Consider the following 15,438-nt stretch of genomic DNA (forward strand, 5'->3'; position numbering starts at 1 on the left):
TCTGGAAGTTATGCAGAGCATGAGAATTTCTTTGAGATGCGCGACCTTCGCCTCGACCAGCTCGACAGCTTCCGCCAGGTGATCGCGCTCGGCAGCTTCTCGGCGGCGGCCGAGAAGCTAGGGCTCAGCCAGCCGGCGGTCAGCCTGCAGATCCGCGAGCTCGAGCGCCGGCTCGGCACGGTGCTGATCGAGCGCGTCGGACGCCGGGCGCAGCCGACGGCGGCGGGCATGGAACTGCTGGACCATGCCGGGCGGATCGCGGCGGCGGTCGCAGCGGCGCAGGAGGCGATGGCGCGGCATGCGACCGGGGCGATGGGCCGCGTGCGCATCGGCACCGGCGCCACCGCCTGCATCTTCCTGCTGCCGCCGCTGCTGCGCGAACTGCGCCAGCGCTATCCGACGCTGGAGATCACCGTCAGTACCGGCAACAGCGCCGACATCGTCAAGGCGATCGAGGACAACCAGATCGATATAGGCCTGGTCTCGCTGCCGGCCGCTGGTCGCAGCCTGCAGGTCACGCCGCTGCTCGACGATGAGTTCGTCGTGATCGCCCCACCCGGCATGGAACTGCCGCCGCGGTTGACGCCGGAGGCGCTGGCGCGCCTGCCGGTGCTGCTGTTCGAACCGGGGGGCATCACCAGGCGCATCGCCGATGAATGGTTCGCCCGCGCCGGCGTCACGCTGAAGCCGGTGATGTCGCTCGGCAGCGTCGAGGCGATCAAGAGATTGGTCGGCGCCGGCCTCGGTTGCGCCATCCTGCCGAGCATGGCGGTGCGCGACGAAAGCGAGGGGCTGATCGTTCGGCCGTTGTCGCCGCGCGTGCATCGCACGCTCGGCCTCGTGTTGCGCAAGGACAAGCCATTGCATCGCGGTTTGCGCGAGACGCTGAAGGCCTTGGGGGCTCTGGGCACGCTGCCTGCTGACAGGTCCGGTCAGGACGGCTGATTGCGCCGGGCGTGGCGCAGGGGCAGGGTGCCGGCCGAATTGAGGAAGGGTCCTGCCATGTACGGATTGATCGGGAAGATGCGGGCCAAGCCCGGCGAGCGCGAGGCGCTGATCGGCTACATCCTCGAGAGCAGCGGCGAAATGCCGGGCTGCCTGAGCTACATCGTCGCCCGCGATCCCGATGACGCCGATGCGATCTGGGTGACCGAGGTCTGGGACAAGGAGGAGAGCCACAAGGCCTCGCTCGCTCTGCCGGCGGTGCAGGCGGCGATCGCCAAGGCCAGGCCGATCATCGCCGGCTTCGACAGCCATGTCGTGACGCAGCCGGTCGGTGGGTTCGGGCTGGCGAAGGGCTGAAAAGCGGGCTCTTTCCCGTCATTGCGAGGAGCGTTAGCGACGAAGCAATCCAGGGGCCATAGCGCACTGCCGCCCCTGGATTGCTTCGCTACGCTCGCAATGACGGTATGCCTTTCGCTCCGTGGTCCTAGCGTCTAAGACCCTCGCGACCGAGCCGCGAGCCTGCCATGACCCAATCCGCCCTGAGCAAACTCACCATCCTGCCGACGACGGCGGCGTTGACCGGTCGGGTGATGCCGCCCGGCTCGAAATCGATCACCAACCGGGCGCTGTTGGTCGCGGCGCTGGCGAAGGGCACCAGCCGCCTCAGCGGCGCACTGAAGAGCGACGACACCCGCTATATGGCGCAGGCGTTGCGCGACATGGGCGTCACGATCGACGAGCCCGACGCGACCAGCTTCATCGTCACCAGCGACGGCAAGCTACGGGCGCCGGCCAAGCCGCTCTTCCTCGGCAATGCCGGCACGGCGACCCGCTTCCTGACCGCGGCGGCGGCGCTGGTCGACGGCACGGTCGTCGTCGACGGCGACGAGCATATGCGCAAGCGGCCGATCCTGCCGCTGGTCCAGGCGCTGACGAGGCTCGGCGTTGCGATCAGCGCGCCGAGCGGTTGCCCGCCGGTCACCATCGAGGGGCAGGGCGGTTTCGAGGGCGGGTTGGTCGAGGTCGATGGCGGGCTCTCCAGCCAGTACGTCTCGGCCCTGCTGATGGCCGGCGCCTGCGCCCGCAACCCGGTCGATGTCGTGCTGACCGGACAGGAAATCGGCGCGCGCGGCTATGTCGACCTGACGCTGGCGACGATGCGCGCCTTCGGTGCTGAAGTTTCCGAACCGGCGAGCGGCGGCTGGCGGATCGCTCCGACCGGCTACACGGCAACCGACTACCTGATTGAGCCGGACGCCTCGGCCGCGACCTATCTTTGGGCGGCGGAGGTGCTGACCGGCGGCGCGATCGATCTCGGCGTGCCGGCCTCCGCTTTCACCCAGCCCGATGCCAAGGCGCATGAGCTGATCGCCGCATTCCCGAACCTGCCCGCCGAGATCGACGGCTCGCAGATGCAGGATGCCGTGCCGACGCTCGCCGTGCTCGCCGCCTTCAACCGGACACCTGTGCGCTTCACCGGTATCGCCAATCTGCGCGTCAAGGAATGCGACCGCGTCGCGGCGCTGGCGCAGGGCCTGTCGCGGATCCGTGTCGGGCTCGGCATCGAGGAGGGCGACGACCTGCTGGTGGCCTCCGATCCGGCACTGGCCGGCCAGACGCTGCCGGCCGAGATCGACACCTTCGCCGATCACCGCATCGCCATGAGCTTCGCTCTGGCGGGACTGAAGATCGGCGGCGTCACCATCCTCGATCCCGGCTGCGTGGCGAAGACCTATCCCGACTACTGGCGGGCGCTCGGCTCGCTCGGCGTGCGTTTCGAGGGCGAGGTGCCGTAGGACTTACTGGTCCCGCCGGAAGAGCGCCTCGCGTGGAGGGAGTCCAAGAGGGGCGTCATGATCTTCACCGAGGCCGTGGAGCGGTTTGCCCGGCTGCGCCCGACGCATCCTTCAGGACGGTAGCGAGCCCAGGCAGCGTCTAGATCGGCGGTGTCGGCCGGAAGTTCCTCAGCGCCTGCAGTACCACGCGCGAGGCCCGGCTGAGCGGGCGCTGCTGCGTCACCATCGCCGTGACGTAGCGGGTGAGCTCCGGCTGGTCGATCTCGCTGGCCAGCAGCCCGCGCGCATGGGCGCCGCCCTGCAGCGCCTGCTCCGCGACGACGGTGTAGCAGCCGCAGGACCGTACGACCTCGCGCTGCGCTTCCAGTGAATCGGCTTCGAGCACGATGTCGAGCGAGACCTTCTGCTTGCGCGCCGTCTCCTCCAGAATGACGCGCAGCGCGTTCGGGCGCGACGGCAGCACGAGCGGCAAGCCCGCCAGGGCCGCGAAGGGCAGCTTCGGCGGTAGCGGCGGCACGCTCTGCCCGCGCAGCAGGATCACCCTGGCCCGGTACAGCGCCTCGTCCTGGCCGGGACGCGGCGGGCGGTAGCGGGCGAGCAGGCCGATATCGGCGGTGCCTTCCGACAGCCAGCGTTCGACCTGATCGCTGAAGCCTTCCAGGAGTTTCAGCCGGATGCCGGGAGCATGGCTGCGCAGATGCTGGAAGAGCTGCGGCGCCAGCACCGCCATCATCGAGGGCAGCGCCGCCACGGTGACCGGGCCGGTCGGCGCCCGGCCGAAGGCCTGGGCGTCCTCGACGAGCTGGCCTGCGCCGTCGAGCAGCGCCCGTGCCCGCGGCAGCAGCGCTTCGCCGAGCTCGGTCAGCGAGATGCCGCGGCCCGTCCGGTAGAACAGGGCGCCACCCAGGGCGGTCTCGAGCTCGGCGATCGGGCGGCTGACCGAGGGCTGGGTCGTGCCGAGCGCCACCGCCGTCTTGCTGAAGCTGCGCAATTCGGCGGCCCTGACGAAGATCGAGAGCACCGCGAGGTCAACCTTGCTCATACGAGTAATGTATATCTGATGTTCGTATCCAAAGCCTAGCGTATGCCTGACCCGATGCGCCAACCTCGCCCGTGAAGTTCGTCGACCCGAACTGCAAGCAAGACACGGCCGCGAAAACTCCTCCCGGAGGTCAGCCAGGCCGTTCGATCGAGGGAGGTTTTCGATGCGGCTGACTGTCGGCCAGATCATCGGGCGCGCGCTCAAGGCCTATGGCGTGCCCTACATCACCGGGCTGCCCGGCCACGGCAACTGGAACCTGCTCGACGCCTTCCACGAGCCGGGCTCGAACGTGCCGATCATCCAGACCATGCACGAGCAGGCGGCGGTCCATATCGCCGACGCGCATTACCGCGTCACCGGCGAGCCGATCGCCTGCTGCACCTCGATCGGCCCTGGCGCCGCAAACACGGTGATGGGCCTCGCCAACGCCCATTGCGACTCGACGGCGCTGCTGCTGATCACCGGCTCGGCCTCGACCCATATGCGCGGCCATGGCGTGATGCAGGAGATAGACCGGGAGAACACGCCCGACTTCGTCAACGTCACCAAGCCGGTGACGAAGCGCAATTTCGACGTCATCCGCGCCGACCACATGCCCTTCGTTATGCACCGCGCCTGGAACGCGATGACGACGGGCCGGCCCGGCCCCGTCCATGTCGAGATTCCGATGGACGTCCAGGTCGAGACCACCGAGATCGGGGTCGCCGAGCTGGCGAAGCGCCTGCCGGTCGGCAAGCCGCGCGCCGATGCGCTCGCCATCGAGGCGGCAGCGAAGCTCCTGCTCTCGGCGGAGCGCCCCTGCATCGTCGTCGGTGGCGGCGCCATCACCAGCAATGCCTCGGCCGAGCTCAGGCGCCTGGTGGAGCGGCTCGGCATCCCCGTTGTCTTCACCTGGAACGGCAAGGGCGCCCTGCCGGAAGACCACGCGATGAACGCCGGCACGGTCGGCTGGCCGGGCTCGCTCACCGGCAACACGTTGGCTGCGCAGGCCGATGTGGTGATGTCGCTCGGCTGCCGCTTCACCGACTGGTCGGCCTCGTCCTGGCGCAAGGGCGTGAGCTTCTCGATCCCCGAATCCCGGCTGATCCAGGTCGACATCGACGCCCGCGAGATCGGCAAGAACTATCCCGCCGAAGTCGGCATCGTCGGCGATGTCCGGCTCGTGCTCGCCGATCTCAACACCGAGATTTCCGATATTCAGGCGCAGAAGGCGCTCGGCCGGCGCGCGCAGTACCATGACAAGCTGCGCCGGCTCTGGGCCGAATGGGACCTGATGCAGGAGCCGCGCCGCTCGCACGACAAGATCCCGACCACGATGCTGCGCACCCTGCGCGAACTGAGGAAGGTGCTGCCGCGCAACGGCATCGTCACGGTCGGCTCGGGCCACCCCCAGAGCTCGACCAAGCAGGACTTCCCCATCTACGAGCCGCGCACGCACATCACGCCGGGCTCCTATTCGCCGATGGGCTTTGCGCTGCCGGCCGCGATCGGCGCCAAGCTCGCCAAGCCCGAGGCGCCGGTGGTCTGCATTATCGGCGACGGCGACTTCATGATGTGCGTGCAGGAACTCGCCACCTGCGTCGCCTACAACATCCCGGTCGTGTTCCTGGTCCTGAACAATTCCGGCTACATCTCGATCCGGGACGGCCAGGACGCGCTGATGGGCCGCAACATCATCTCCGAATTCTCGAACCGCCTGACCGGCGAGCCTTACAGCGTCGATTTCGTCGCTTTGGCGCGCTCCTTCGGCTTCGAGATGGCAGCGAAGATCGGCCGGGTCGACGAGATCGGCTCGACGATCAAGCGCGCGCTCGACGCCAAGCAGCCAGCGCTGATCGAGGTGCCGATCACCCGCGACGTCTCGATCGCCGCCTCCAATGTCGTCGGCTGGTGGGACTTCCCGCCGGTGCCGACCGCGCCGGAAGGCGTCAAGCGCGACTACACCGCCGGCCTCGCCGCCGAGCAGCATCAGGGTCGCGACACCTCGCGCGTCGAGATCGTCAAGGCCGAGGGCGCGGTGGGCTGAGCGCCCGCCAGGCCTGCCATCCAAGCGAAAACCCGGCCGCTCACCGCCGGCCCGCACCTGCGCAGGCGGGCAAGGCCCCGCTTTGCGCCAAAGAACCACGAAACCATCCTGGGAGGATATGATGACGACCCTGTCCCGCCGCCACTTCGCCCTCCTTGCCGGTGGCGCTTCGGCCAGCCTGTTCGCTGGGCTCGCCCGCGCCGACTATGCCGGCCTGCCGCGCACCTTCCTATGGAATCCGGGCTTCAACGACCTGGTCGACACGTCGAAATACAAGAAGCCAGGCCCCTTCACGATCGGCTTCGCCAACGCCTCGCAGGCCGATCTCTGGCTGGTGGCCTTCACGCACGGGGTGCAATTCGCGGCGGCCAGGCACAAGGACAAGATCAAGAAGCTGATCGTCACCGACGCCAATGGCGACGCCGCCAAGCAGGTCTCCGACATCCAGGATCTGCTGAACCAGAACATCGACCTGCTGCTGGTCAATCCGGCGGCGGCCGACCCGCTCGACCCGATCCTGTCGCGAGCGATGCGCCAGGGCATTCCGGTCGTCTCGGTCGCGCGCCGGCCGAAGAGCGACGGCTCCTTCGTCTCCTTCGTCACCGCCTCCGACCAGGCGCTGGCGCGCATTTCCGCGACCTGGCTCGCCGAGACGCTGGGCGGAAAGGGCAATATCGTCCTGCTACCGGGCCTTGCCGGCGCGAGTCCGGCCGAGATGCGCCTGCAGGCGGCGAAGGAGGTGTTCGGCCAGTATCCGGACCTCAAGATCCTCGACACGCAATACACCGGCTGGAGCCCGGCCAACGGCAAGCGCCTGATGGCGGCGACGGTCCAGCGCCACGGCAAGACGATCAACGGGGTCTGGGCCGATTCCGGCCTGCAGGGCTCGGGGGCGGTCGAGGCGCTGCTTGGGGCCGGCTATGCCCCGAACGAATTGCCGCCGATCACCGGCGGCGACCTCAACCGCATGTACAAGCTCGCAGTCGAGCACAAATTCCCGTTCTGCGGCATCGACTACACGCCCTCGATCGGCATCGCCGCCATGGACGTCGTGCTCGACGTGCTTGCCGGCAAGAGCGTGCCGAAGCGGCTCGACGTGAACTTCCAGGTGGTGCTCTCGGAAGGGGCCGAGACCCGCTCGGTCAAGGCCGACATCGCACTCAAGGACTATGCCCGCATGGATGCCGCCGACGACCTGATCATGGGCCACGGCATGGGGCCGAGCTACGACCCCAAGACCTTCAAGGCTGACTATCCCCGCGGCTGAGGCCTCTCCCTCGCACAGCCGCCCTGCCGGCGGCTGTGCTCATCCTCCCTGCGAGAGCCCCATGATCGCGCTCACCGGCATCACCAAGAGCTTTCCCGGCGTGAAGTCGCTCGACGGCGTCGATTTTTCAGCGCGGGCCGGCGAGGTCCATGCGCTGCTCGGCGAGAACGGCGCCGGCAAGTCGACGCTGATCAAGACGATCGCCGGAGCCTATCTCGCCGATGCCGGCACGATCCGCTTCGACGGCACCGAGCGCCGCTGGGCTTCGCCGCGCGAGGCGAAGAAGGCCAGCATCCATGTCATCTACCAGGAACTCGTGCTGTTCCCGGAATTGTCGGTCGCCGAGAACATCTTCATCGGCGAGGAACCGCGCACCCGCTTCGGCCTGATCGACCGCAAGGCGCTGAAGGCGAAGGCGCGCGACATCCTCGCCCGGCTCGGCCATGCGCTCGATCCCGATGTGCCGGTCAAGGCCTTGTCCGTCGCCGACCAGCAGATGGTTGAGATCGCCAAGGCCCTCGTCGGCGAGGTCAAACTGCTCGTTCTCGACGAGCCGACCGCTGTCATCTCCGGCCGCGAGACGGAGCTGCTGTTCGAGCGCGTCAGGATGCTGCGCGATGCGGGCGTCTGCGTGATCTACATCTCGCACCGGCTGGAGGAGATCTTCGCGCTCGCCGACCGCGTGACCGTGCTGAAGGATGGCCGCCTCATCGGTACGCGCGCCGTCGCCGAACTCACGCGCGACGGCCTGGTCGCGATGATGGTCGGCCGGCCGCTCGCCGACATCTACCCGCCGAAGCGGCCTGTGCCCAAGGGGAGCGCGCCGGTGCTCTCGGTACGCGGACTCGCCGCGGCGTTGCGGGTGTGCGATGTCGGCTTCGACCTCTTCCCCGGCGAGATCCTGGGCCTCGCCGGCCTCGTCGGCTCCGGGCGCTCGGAGACCGCACATGCGATCTTCGGCAGTTTGCGGCGCGACGCCGGCACGGTGATGCTTGATGGTGCCGAGATGCCGGGTGGCAGCCCGGCCGACGCGATCGCCCGCGGGCTCGGGCTGCTGACCGAGGATCGCAAGGGCGAGGGCCTGATGATGCGGCTCGACGCTGCTGCCAATATCGCCGCGCCGACGCTGGAGCGTTTCCGCTCGGGGCCTTTCCTCGACCGTGACAAGGAGGTCGCCGCGGCCCGCGAGGAGATCGCGCGCTTCCGCATCGCGGTGCCGGGGCCGCGCGCCGGGGTGAGCCATCTCTCCGGCGGCAACCAGCAGAAGATCCTGTTCGGCCGCTGGGCCCGCGCCTGCCGCAAGGTGCTGATCCTCGACGAGCCGACCCGCGGCGTCGATGTCGGCGCCAAGGTCGAGATCTACCGCATCGTCCATGAACTCGCCGCAGCCGGCGTCGGCATCCTCGTCATCTCCTCCGAGTTGCCGGAGGTGATCGGGCTCGCCTCGCGCGTGCTCGTGATGAAGGAGGGCGCGATCGCCGGCGAGCTTGCAGGGGACGCGATCGGGGAGGAGGCGATCATGCGGCTCGCCGCGCTCGGCGCCGAGCCGTCGGCCATGGCGGCTTGAGGGGAGGGGTTTCCATGCTCGCCGCGCTTCCCATCGCCACCCGCCGCATCGATCCCACCAGGGCGGCCGTCATCGGACTGCTCGGCCTGGTGATCGTGACCGGCTTCGTGGTCAGCGAGCGCTTCGGCACGCCGAAGAACTTCACCAATGTGCTGGAGCAGGCGGCCGCGCTCGGCTTCGTCAGCCTCGGCCAGACGCTCGTCGTGCTCGCCGGCGGCATCGATCTGTCGATCGGCGCGCTGGTCTCGGCGCTGACGGTGATGATCGCGCTACTGTGTCAGGCCAATCCGGATCTGGCACCGCTCGTCATCCTGCTCGCGCTGCTGGTGGGCGCCGGGGTCGGGGCCTTCAATGCCGGCGTGACGCTGGCGCTCAAGGTGCATCCGCTGATCGTCACGATCGGCACGGCGACGCTGCTGAACGGGCTCACCTTGATGGTCACGCGCCAGCCCGCCGGTTCCGTGCCGGTCTGGCTGGAGGAATTCGCCTTCGGCCGCATCCTCGGCTTGCCGATCGCCGGGCTCGCCATGATCGCCGCCTTCGCGCTGGTCGGCCTGTGGCTGGCGCGCCATCCGCAGGGGCGGCGGCTGTATGCGGTCGGCGGCAGCCCGGAAGCGGCGCGCCTCACTGGCATTCCCGTCGGGCGGATGATCGTGCTCGCCTATGCCGCCTCTGGCCTCTTCGCCGCCATGGCCGCGATCTACTATGTGGCGCGCACCGGCACCGGCGACCCGCTGGTCGGCGAGCCGCTGACGCTCGCCTCGATCACGCCGGTCGTCGTCGGCGGCACCTTGCTCGGGGGCGGGCGCGGCGGCGTTCTCGGCACGTTGCTCGGCGTCTTCCTGATCTCCTTCCTCAACAACGTGCTGAACTACATGAACGTCTCGACCTTCCTGCAATGGGTGGTCCAGGGCATGATCATCATCGCCGCCGTCTCGTTCCAGGCCCGTAAGGGAGGCCGGCCATGAGCGCGCCCGCCGGGAGCCTGTCCCCCGCCGCCACGCCAGCACTCCGGCGCGAGGTCGTCGCCAACCGGCCGGTCGAGGTCTATGCGCTCGCCGTGCTGCTCGGCGTGCTCGCCCTGGTCGCGAGCCTGCTCTCGCCGGCCTTCCTCAGCGCCGCCAATATCCGCGATGTGCTGACGCAAGCGGCGCCGCTCGGCTTCGCCGTGCTCGGCCAGGCTATCGTCATCATGGTCCGCGGGCTCGACCTCTCGGTCGCCTCGGTGATGGCGACCGTGGCGGTGATGGCGACGGCCTTCAACGCCAGCTCCGACGCGATGATCCCGGTCATCTTCATCGCGGCGGTCCTGTTCTCCGGCACGGTCGGCCTCGTCAACGGGCTGCTGGTGACCAAGCGCGGCGTCTCGCCCTTCCTTGCTACGCTCGCGACGATGATCGTGCTGCAGGGCCTGCGCTTCGCCTATACGCAGGGCGCGCCGGCCGGCACGCTGCCGCCGGGCTTCCGCTGGCTCGGCACCGGCACCGTCCTCGGCGTGCCCGTCAACGTCGTGGCGCTCGCGATCGTCGCGCTCCTGCTCGGCCTTGCCCTGCATCGCATGACCTTCGGCCGGCGCGTCGCCATGGTCGGCGGCAACCCGCGCGCGGCCGATCTCGTCGGCGTGCCGACCGACCGGATCACCATCGCCGCCTATGTCGTCGGCTCGGTCATGGCCGGGCTCGCCGGGCTCTTTCTCGTCGGCTATGTCGGCACGGTCGACAACTGGGTGGGGCGTGGCTACGAGCTCGACTCGATCGTCGCGGCCATCATCGGCGGCGTCGCGCTGACGGGCGGCACCGGCACCGTGCCCGGAGTGCTGCTCGGCGCTCTCGTGCTCGTCGTCATCTTCAACATCGTCGTGATCCTCGGCCTGCCGATCGAGGTGCAGCTCATCATCAAGGGCCTCGTCATCGTGCTCGCCGCCGCCGTCCACACGCGGCGGGCGGGCAAGGCCTGAAACGCGCACAGCAAGGAGACCGCCAATGGCACGCCACCTCAAGACCGGCCGCACGATGGAGCAAAGCGCTGCCGAGGCACGCAAGGTCCGCGACATCGCCACCGGCATCCTCGAAGCGATCGAGGCACGCGGCGACGCGGCGTTGCGGGAGTATTCGGCCAGGTTCGACGGATGGGAGCCGCCATCCTTCCGGCTCAGCGAGCAGGAGGTCGAGGCCTGCCTCGCCCAGGTCTCGAAACGCGATCTCGACGACATCCGCTTCGCCCAGGCGCAGGTACGCAACTTCGCCCGAATCCAGCGCGACTCGATGAAGGATGTTGAGGTCGAGACGCTGCCGGGCGTGATCCTCGGGCACAAGAACATGCCGGTCGAGAGCGTCGGCTGCTATGTGCCGGGCGGTAAGTACCCGCTGGTCGCCTCGGCGCATATGGGCGTCGTCACAGCCAAGGTCGCGGGCGTGCCGCGCGTCATCGCCGCCTCGCCGCCCTTTCAGGGCAAGCCGTCGCCGGCAGTGGTCGCGGCGATGCATCTGGGCGGCGCGGATGAGATCTACACGTTGGGCGGCGTGCAGGCGATCGCCGCCATGGGCATCGGCACCGGGACGATCGCGCCGGTCTCGGTCATCGTCGGCCCGGGCAACGCCTATGTCGCCGAGGCCAAGCGCCAGCTCTTCGGCCGCGTCGGCATCGACCTGATCGCTGGCCCGACCGAGACGCTGGTGATCGCCGACGACAGCGTCGATGCCGAGATCTGCGCGACCGACCTGCTCGGCCAGGCCGAGCACGGCTTCAACACGCCTGCCATCCTGCTCACCACCTCGGAGAAGCTCGCCCGCGAAACCATGGCGGAGATCGAGCGCCTGCTCGCCATCCTGCCGACGGCCGAATACGCGGCCGTGTCCTGGCGCGACTATGGCGAGGTGATCGTCTGCGAGGACGATCAGGAGATGGTCAGGGAGGCCGACCGCATCGCCTCGGAGCACGTCCAGGTGATGACCGGGAATCCCGATTACTTCCTCGAGAACATGCGCAATTACGGCGCCCTGTTCCTTGGATCGCGCACCAACGTCGCCTTCGGCGACAAGGTCATCGGCACGAACCACACCCTGCCGACAGGCAAGGCGGCGCGCTACACCGGCGGGCTCTGGGTCGGGAAGTTCATCAAGACCTGCACCTACCAGAAGGTCCTGACCGATGAAGCCTCGGCCCTGATCGGCGAGTATTGCTCGCGCCTCTGCGTCCTCGAAGGCTTCTATGGCCATGCCGAGCAGGCCAATATCAGGGTCCGGCGCTATGGCGGCCGGAATGTTGCTTATGCCGAAGCGGTCGGATAGGCGATGGAGGGGGAGGAGTGCCGTCAGGCGGCTTCCTTCGCCGCTGCCGTCGACACTTCCTTGAGCTGCTGCTCCGCCGCGGCCTTCACCCGCGCCACGGCGGCGTCCTTGACCGGGCCGTAGCCGCGAATGTCCATCGGCAGGGCGGCGATCGGCGCCAGCGCGTCCGGCATGCGCGAGGGCAGTCGCGCCAGCAGCTCGTCGATTAGTGTCTCATACCAGCCGATCAGCGCGCGCTCCATCCTGCGCTCCGCCGTGTAGCCGAAGGGGTCGAAGGCGGTGCCGCGCAAGCCCTTGAGGCGCGCCAGCAGCCGCAGCGGCGTCTGGATCCACTGGCCGGAACGGCGCTTCAGCGGCCGTCCGCGCGCGTCCTTCTCGCCGCCGAGGAAGGGCGGGGCGAAATGGTAGTTCACCGTGAAGTCGCCCTCGAAGTTCTGCCGGAGCTCGTCGAGGAAGCCGGTCTGCATATGCAGCCGCGCCACCTCGTATTCGTCCTTGTAGGACATCAGCTTGAACAATGAGCGGGCGACAGCATTCGCAAGCGCTTCGCTGCCGAACGGCCGCTCGGCAGCGCGGACCTTGTCGATGCTCGCGCGGTAGCGCTGCGCCCAGGCCTCGTCCTGGTAGTCGGCGAGGAAGCGCTCGCGGCGGGCGATCACCTCATCCAGGCTCTCCTTCTCGAAGGCGGGAGCAGCTGGCGCAAGGGCGGCCGGGTCGGCGGCTGCAAGACGCCCGGCGGCAAAGGCCTGCCGGTTGCGCTCGACTGCGACGCCGTTGAGGTCGATGGCGCGATGCAGGGCGTCGAGCCCGACCGGAACCAATCCCTGCTGCCAGGCATGGCCGAGCATAACGATGTTGGCGAAGACGGCGTCGCCGAACAGCGTCTCGGCCAGCGCATTGGCGTCGATGGCACGGACGTTCCCGGCGCCCATCACCGTCTCGACCGCCTTCAGCCGGCGCCTCACCGCAAGGTCGGCGTCGCGCTGGCGCACGATGTCGCCGGTCGGCATTTCCGCCAGGTTGATGACAGCGCGCATGCCGGCGCGATAGGTCGCCGAGGCCTTGGGCGAAGACGACACGACGATATCGCAGCCGATCAGCGCGTCGGCCGCGCCGGCGTCGATGCGGACCTGGTTGATCGCCTCGGGCGTTGCGGCGATCCGCATGAACGAGAGCACCGGCCCGAATTTCTGGGCGAAGCCGGTGAAGTCGAGGACCGAGCTGCCCTTGCCCTCGAGATGGGCCGCCATGGCGATCAGCGCGCCGACCGTGACGACGCCGGTGCCGCCGACGCCGGTGACGAGCAGATCATAGGGCCTGTCGAGCGCAGGCAGATCCGGTTCAGCTAACGTCAGAGCCCGTCCGGCAAAATCGTCCGCGCTCGCCTGCCGCTTTCGGCGGGTGGCGCCTTCGACCGTCACGAAGCTTGGGCAGAAGCCGTCGAGGCAGGAAAAGTCCTTGTTGCAGTTGGAGAGGTTGATCTGCCGCTTGCGGCCGAGCGGCGTCTCCTTCGGCTCGACGCTGAGGCAGTTGGACGCCACCGAGCAGTCGCCGCAGCCCTCGCAGACGAGGTCGTTGATGACGGCGAAGCGCTGCGGGTCCACCATCGTGCCGCGCTTGCGCCGGCGGCGCTTTTCGGTGGCGCAGGTCTGCTCGTAGATCAGCACCGAGACGCCCTTGATCTCGCGCAGCTCGCGCTGGACGGCATCGAGCTCGCGGCGGTGATGGATCGTGACGCCATGCGGCAGGCTGGCGGGTGCGAATTTCTCGGGCTGGTCCGAGACCAGCGCGATGCGCAGGGCGCCCTCGGCGCGCACTTCCTGCGCGATGGCGTGCACGCTGATCGGCCCATCCACCGGCTGGCCGCCGGTCATAGCGACGGCGTCGTTGAACAGGATCTTGTAGGTAATGTTGGCCCTAGCGGCGATCGCCTGGCGGATCGCCATCGAGCCGGAATGGTAATAGGTGCCTTCGCCGAGGTTCTGGAAGATGTGGCCCTTGCCGGTGAACAGCGAGGATGCCGCCCAGTTCACGCCTTCGCCGCCCATCTGGATCAGCGAGCTGGTCTCGCGATCCATCCAGCTCGCCATGAAATGGCAGCCTATCCCGGCCAGCGCCTTCGAGCCTTCCGGCACCTTGGTCGAGCTGTTATGCGGGCAGCCGGAGCAGAAATAGGGCGTCCGCGTCGCGCCCGGCACCTGGATCAGCCTGTTGGCCTCGGGCGCGAGCGCCGCGGCCCGCTCGCTGAGGCGAAGGTCCGGAAACAGCGCGTCGAGCCGTTTCGCCACGATCGGCGCGAGCAGGCGCGGCGACAGCTCGCCGATCCATGAGATCAGGCGATTGCCGTCCTCGTCACGCTTGCCGACCATGGAGTGCGGCTTGTGGCCGGGATAGTCGTAGAAATACTCCTTGAGCTGGCTCTCGATGATGCCGCGCTTTTCCTCGACGACGAGGATCTCGGCCTTGCCGCGCACGAATTCCAGCGCCGCCCGGCGCGCCAGCGGCCAGACCATACCGACCTTGTAGATGTCGATGCCGTGGCTGCGGCAGGCCTCCTCGTCCAGGCCGAGCAGGCGCAGCGCCTCCATCAGGTCGAGATGCGCCTTGCCGGTGGTGACGATGCCGAAGGAGGCCTCGGGGATGTCGTAGATGCGCCGGTCGATCGGATTGGCCTCGGCGAAGGCGAAGACGGCCATCTTCTTGGCCTCCATGCGCTCCTCGATCTGCGGACCCGGCAGGTCCGGCCAGCGATAGTGCAGCCCGCTGGCCGGCGGCGAGTAGTCGGGCGCATTGAACTGGCGCGGCTCCGGTAATTCGACCGACTGTCCGCTCTCGACCGTCTCCGAGATCGCCTTGAAGCCGACCCACATGCCGGAATAGCGCGACAGCGCGTAGCCGTACTCTCCGAAGGCGAGGTATTCGGCGATCGAGGCCGGGTTCAGCGTCGGCATGAACCAGGCCATGAAGGCGACGTCGGACTGATGCGGCATCGATGACGATACGCAGCCATGGTCGTCGCCGGCGACGACCAGCACCCCGCCATGCGGCGACGAACCATAGGCGTTGCCATGCTTCAGCGCATCGCCGGCGCGGTCGACGCCCGGGCCCTTGCCGTACCAGAGGCCGAAGACGCCCTGGACCCTCCGGTCCGGATTGGTCTCGACCTGCTGCGAGCCGAGGACGGCGGTCGCGGCCAGGTCCTCGTTGACGGCCGGCAGGAACTCGATGCCGAGCTGCTTCAGGAGATCGCCGGAGCGCCAGAGTTCGAGATCGACGCCGCCGAGCGGGGAGCCGCGATAGCCGGAAATGAAACCGGCCGTGCCGAGGCCTGCGGCGCGGTCGCGCCGGGCCTGGTCGAGCGCGATCCTCACCAGCGCCTGGGTGCCGGTCATGAAGACGCGACCGGTGCTGCGGGCGTAGCGATCGCCCAGCGCATAATCGGCGAGCGGGCCGGTCGGCGAGATAGCGTTCATGGCGTGGGCCTCCCGGCAGGTTCTTGCGGGAA

The 15,438-nt window shown here is 68.5% G+C and carries 11 protein-coding genes; 9 read left to right on the plus strand and 2 right to left on the minus strand.

Features of this window, described 5'->3' with window-relative positions; all coding sequences use genetic code 11:
* The first annotated feature begins 36 nt into the window (after window positions 1-36).
* The 3 genes from AC3WLC_RS22110 (at window position 37) to AC3WLC_RS22120 (ending at window position 2,741) form a co-directional block, all read left to right on the plus strand.
* Window positions 37-945 (plus strand): LysR family transcriptional regulator, encoded by a 909-nt coding sequence (locus tag AC3WLC_RS22110; RefSeq protein WP_493686048.1) that lies wholly within the window; start codon window positions 37-39, stop codon window positions 943-945.
* 57 nt (window positions 946-1,002) lie between these two features.
* Complete coding sequence (locus AC3WLC_RS22115) at window positions 1,003-1,302, plus strand: putative quinol monooxygenase (RefSeq protein WP_326877061.1); 300 nt, start codon at window positions 1,003-1,005, stop codon at window positions 1,300-1,302.
* Window positions 1,303-1,469: 167 nt separating this feature from the next.
* Window positions 1,470-2,741 (plus strand): 3-phosphoshikimate 1-carboxyvinyltransferase, encoded by a 1,272-nt coding sequence (locus AC3WLC_RS22120; RefSeq protein WP_493686050.1) that lies wholly within the window; start codon window positions 1,470-1,472, stop codon window positions 2,739-2,741.
* A gap of 139 nt (window positions 2,742-2,880) precedes the next feature.
* Here AC3WLC_RS22120 and AC3WLC_RS22125 read toward each other — a convergent pair whose 3' ends face one another.
* Window positions 2,881-3,783, minus strand: coding sequence for a LysR family transcriptional regulator (locus AC3WLC_RS22125; RefSeq protein ID WP_493686051.1), 903 nt, complete (start codon window positions 3,781-3,783; stop codon window positions 2,881-2,883).
* Between the two features lie 163 nt (window positions 3,784-3,946).
* Between AC3WLC_RS22125 and AC3WLC_RS22130 the strand changes: the two genes are divergently transcribed.
* The 6 genes from AC3WLC_RS22130 (at window position 3,947) to hisD (ending at window position 11,933) form a co-directional block, all read left to right on the plus strand.
* Window positions 3,947-5,809: a thiamine pyrophosphate-binding protein gene (locus AC3WLC_RS22130; protein ID WP_493686052.1), complete on the plus strand. Its 1,863-nt coding sequence runs from the start codon at window positions 3,947-3,949 to the stop codon at window positions 5,807-5,809.
* Window positions 5,810-5,930: 121 nt separating this feature from the next.
* Window positions 5,931-7,076 carry a substrate-binding domain-containing protein gene (locus AC3WLC_RS22135; protein WP_493686053.1) on the plus strand — a complete coding sequence of 382 codons (1,146 nt, stop codon included), beginning with the start codon at window positions 5,931-5,933 and terminating at the stop codon, window positions 7,074-7,076.
* A gap of 61 nt (window positions 7,077-7,137) precedes the next feature.
* Window positions 7,138-8,643 carry a sugar ABC transporter ATP-binding protein gene (locus AC3WLC_RS22140; RefSeq protein WP_493686054.1) on the plus strand — a complete coding sequence of 502 codons (1,506 nt, stop codon included), beginning with the start codon at window positions 7,138-7,140 and terminating at the stop codon, window positions 8,641-8,643.
* Window positions 8,644-8,657: 14 nt separating this feature from the next.
* Window positions 8,658-9,611 (plus strand): ABC transporter permease, encoded by a 954-nt coding sequence (locus AC3WLC_RS22145; protein WP_493686056.1) that lies wholly within the window; start codon window positions 8,658-8,660, stop codon window positions 9,609-9,611.
* On the plus strand, window positions 9,608-10,600 hold the full coding sequence (locus tag AC3WLC_RS22150) for an ABC transporter permease (protein ID WP_493686057.1): 993 nt from the start codon (window positions 9,608-9,610) through the stop codon (window positions 10,598-10,600). The genes AC3WLC_RS22145 and AC3WLC_RS22150 overlap by 4 nt, the downstream gene beginning before the upstream one ends.
* A gap of 25 nt (window positions 10,601-10,625) precedes the next feature.
* Window positions 10,626-11,933, plus strand: coding sequence for a histidinol dehydrogenase (gene hisD, locus AC3WLC_RS22155; RefSeq protein ID WP_493686058.1), 1,308 nt, complete (start codon window positions 10,626-10,628; stop codon window positions 11,931-11,933).
* Between the two features lie 23 nt (window positions 11,934-11,956).
* Here the strand turns inward: hisD and AC3WLC_RS22160 are convergent, their stop codons facing one another.
* Complete coding sequence (locus AC3WLC_RS22160; RefSeq protein WP_493686059.1) at window positions 11,957-15,406, minus strand: indolepyruvate ferredoxin oxidoreductase family protein; 3,450 nt, start codon at window positions 15,404-15,406, stop codon at window positions 11,957-11,959.
* Window positions 15,407-15,438: the final 32 nt, after the last annotated feature.

Source organism: Allobosea sp. GW821-FHT03A12 (genome assembly GCF_058986765.1).

Coding starts and splice junctions, on each gene's coding strand:
- AC3WLC_RS22110 (WP_493686048.1), top strand. CDS start 37: ATGCGCGACCTTCGCCTCGACCAGCTCGACAGCTTCCGCCAGGTGATC.
- AC3WLC_RS22115 (WP_326877061.1), top strand. CDS start 1,003: ATGTACGGATTGATCGGGAAGATGCGGGCCAAGCCCGGCGAGCGCGAG.
- AC3WLC_RS22120 (WP_493686050.1), top strand. CDS start 1,470: ATGACCCAATCCGCCCTGAGCAAACTCACCATCCTGCCGACGACGGCG.
- AC3WLC_RS22125 (WP_493686051.1), bottom strand. CDS start 3,783: ATGAGCAAGGTTGACCTCGCGGTGCTCTCGATCTTCGTCAGGGCCGCC.
- AC3WLC_RS22130 (WP_493686052.1), top strand. CDS start 3,947: ATGCGGCTGACTGTCGGCCAGATCATCGGGCGCGCGCTCAAGGCCTAT.
- AC3WLC_RS22135 (WP_493686053.1), top strand. CDS start 5,931: ATGACGACCCTGTCCCGCCGCCACTTCGCCCTCCTTGCCGGTGGCGCT.
- AC3WLC_RS22140 (WP_493686054.1), top strand. CDS start 7,138: ATGATCGCGCTCACCGGCATCACCAAGAGCTTTCCCGGCGTGAAGTCG.
- AC3WLC_RS22145 (WP_493686056.1), top strand. CDS start 8,658: ATGCTCGCCGCGCTTCCCATCGCCACCCGCCGCATCGATCCCACCAGG.
- AC3WLC_RS22150 (WP_493686057.1), top strand. CDS start 9,608: ATGAGCGCGCCCGCCGGGAGCCTGTCCCCCGCCGCCACGCCAGCACTC.
- hisD (WP_493686058.1), top strand. CDS start 10,626: ATGGCACGCCACCTCAAGACCGGCCGCACGATGGAGCAAAGCGCTGCC.
- AC3WLC_RS22160 (WP_493686059.1), bottom strand. CDS start 15,406: ATGAACGCTATCTCGCCGACCGGCCCGCTCGCCGATTATGCGCTGGGC.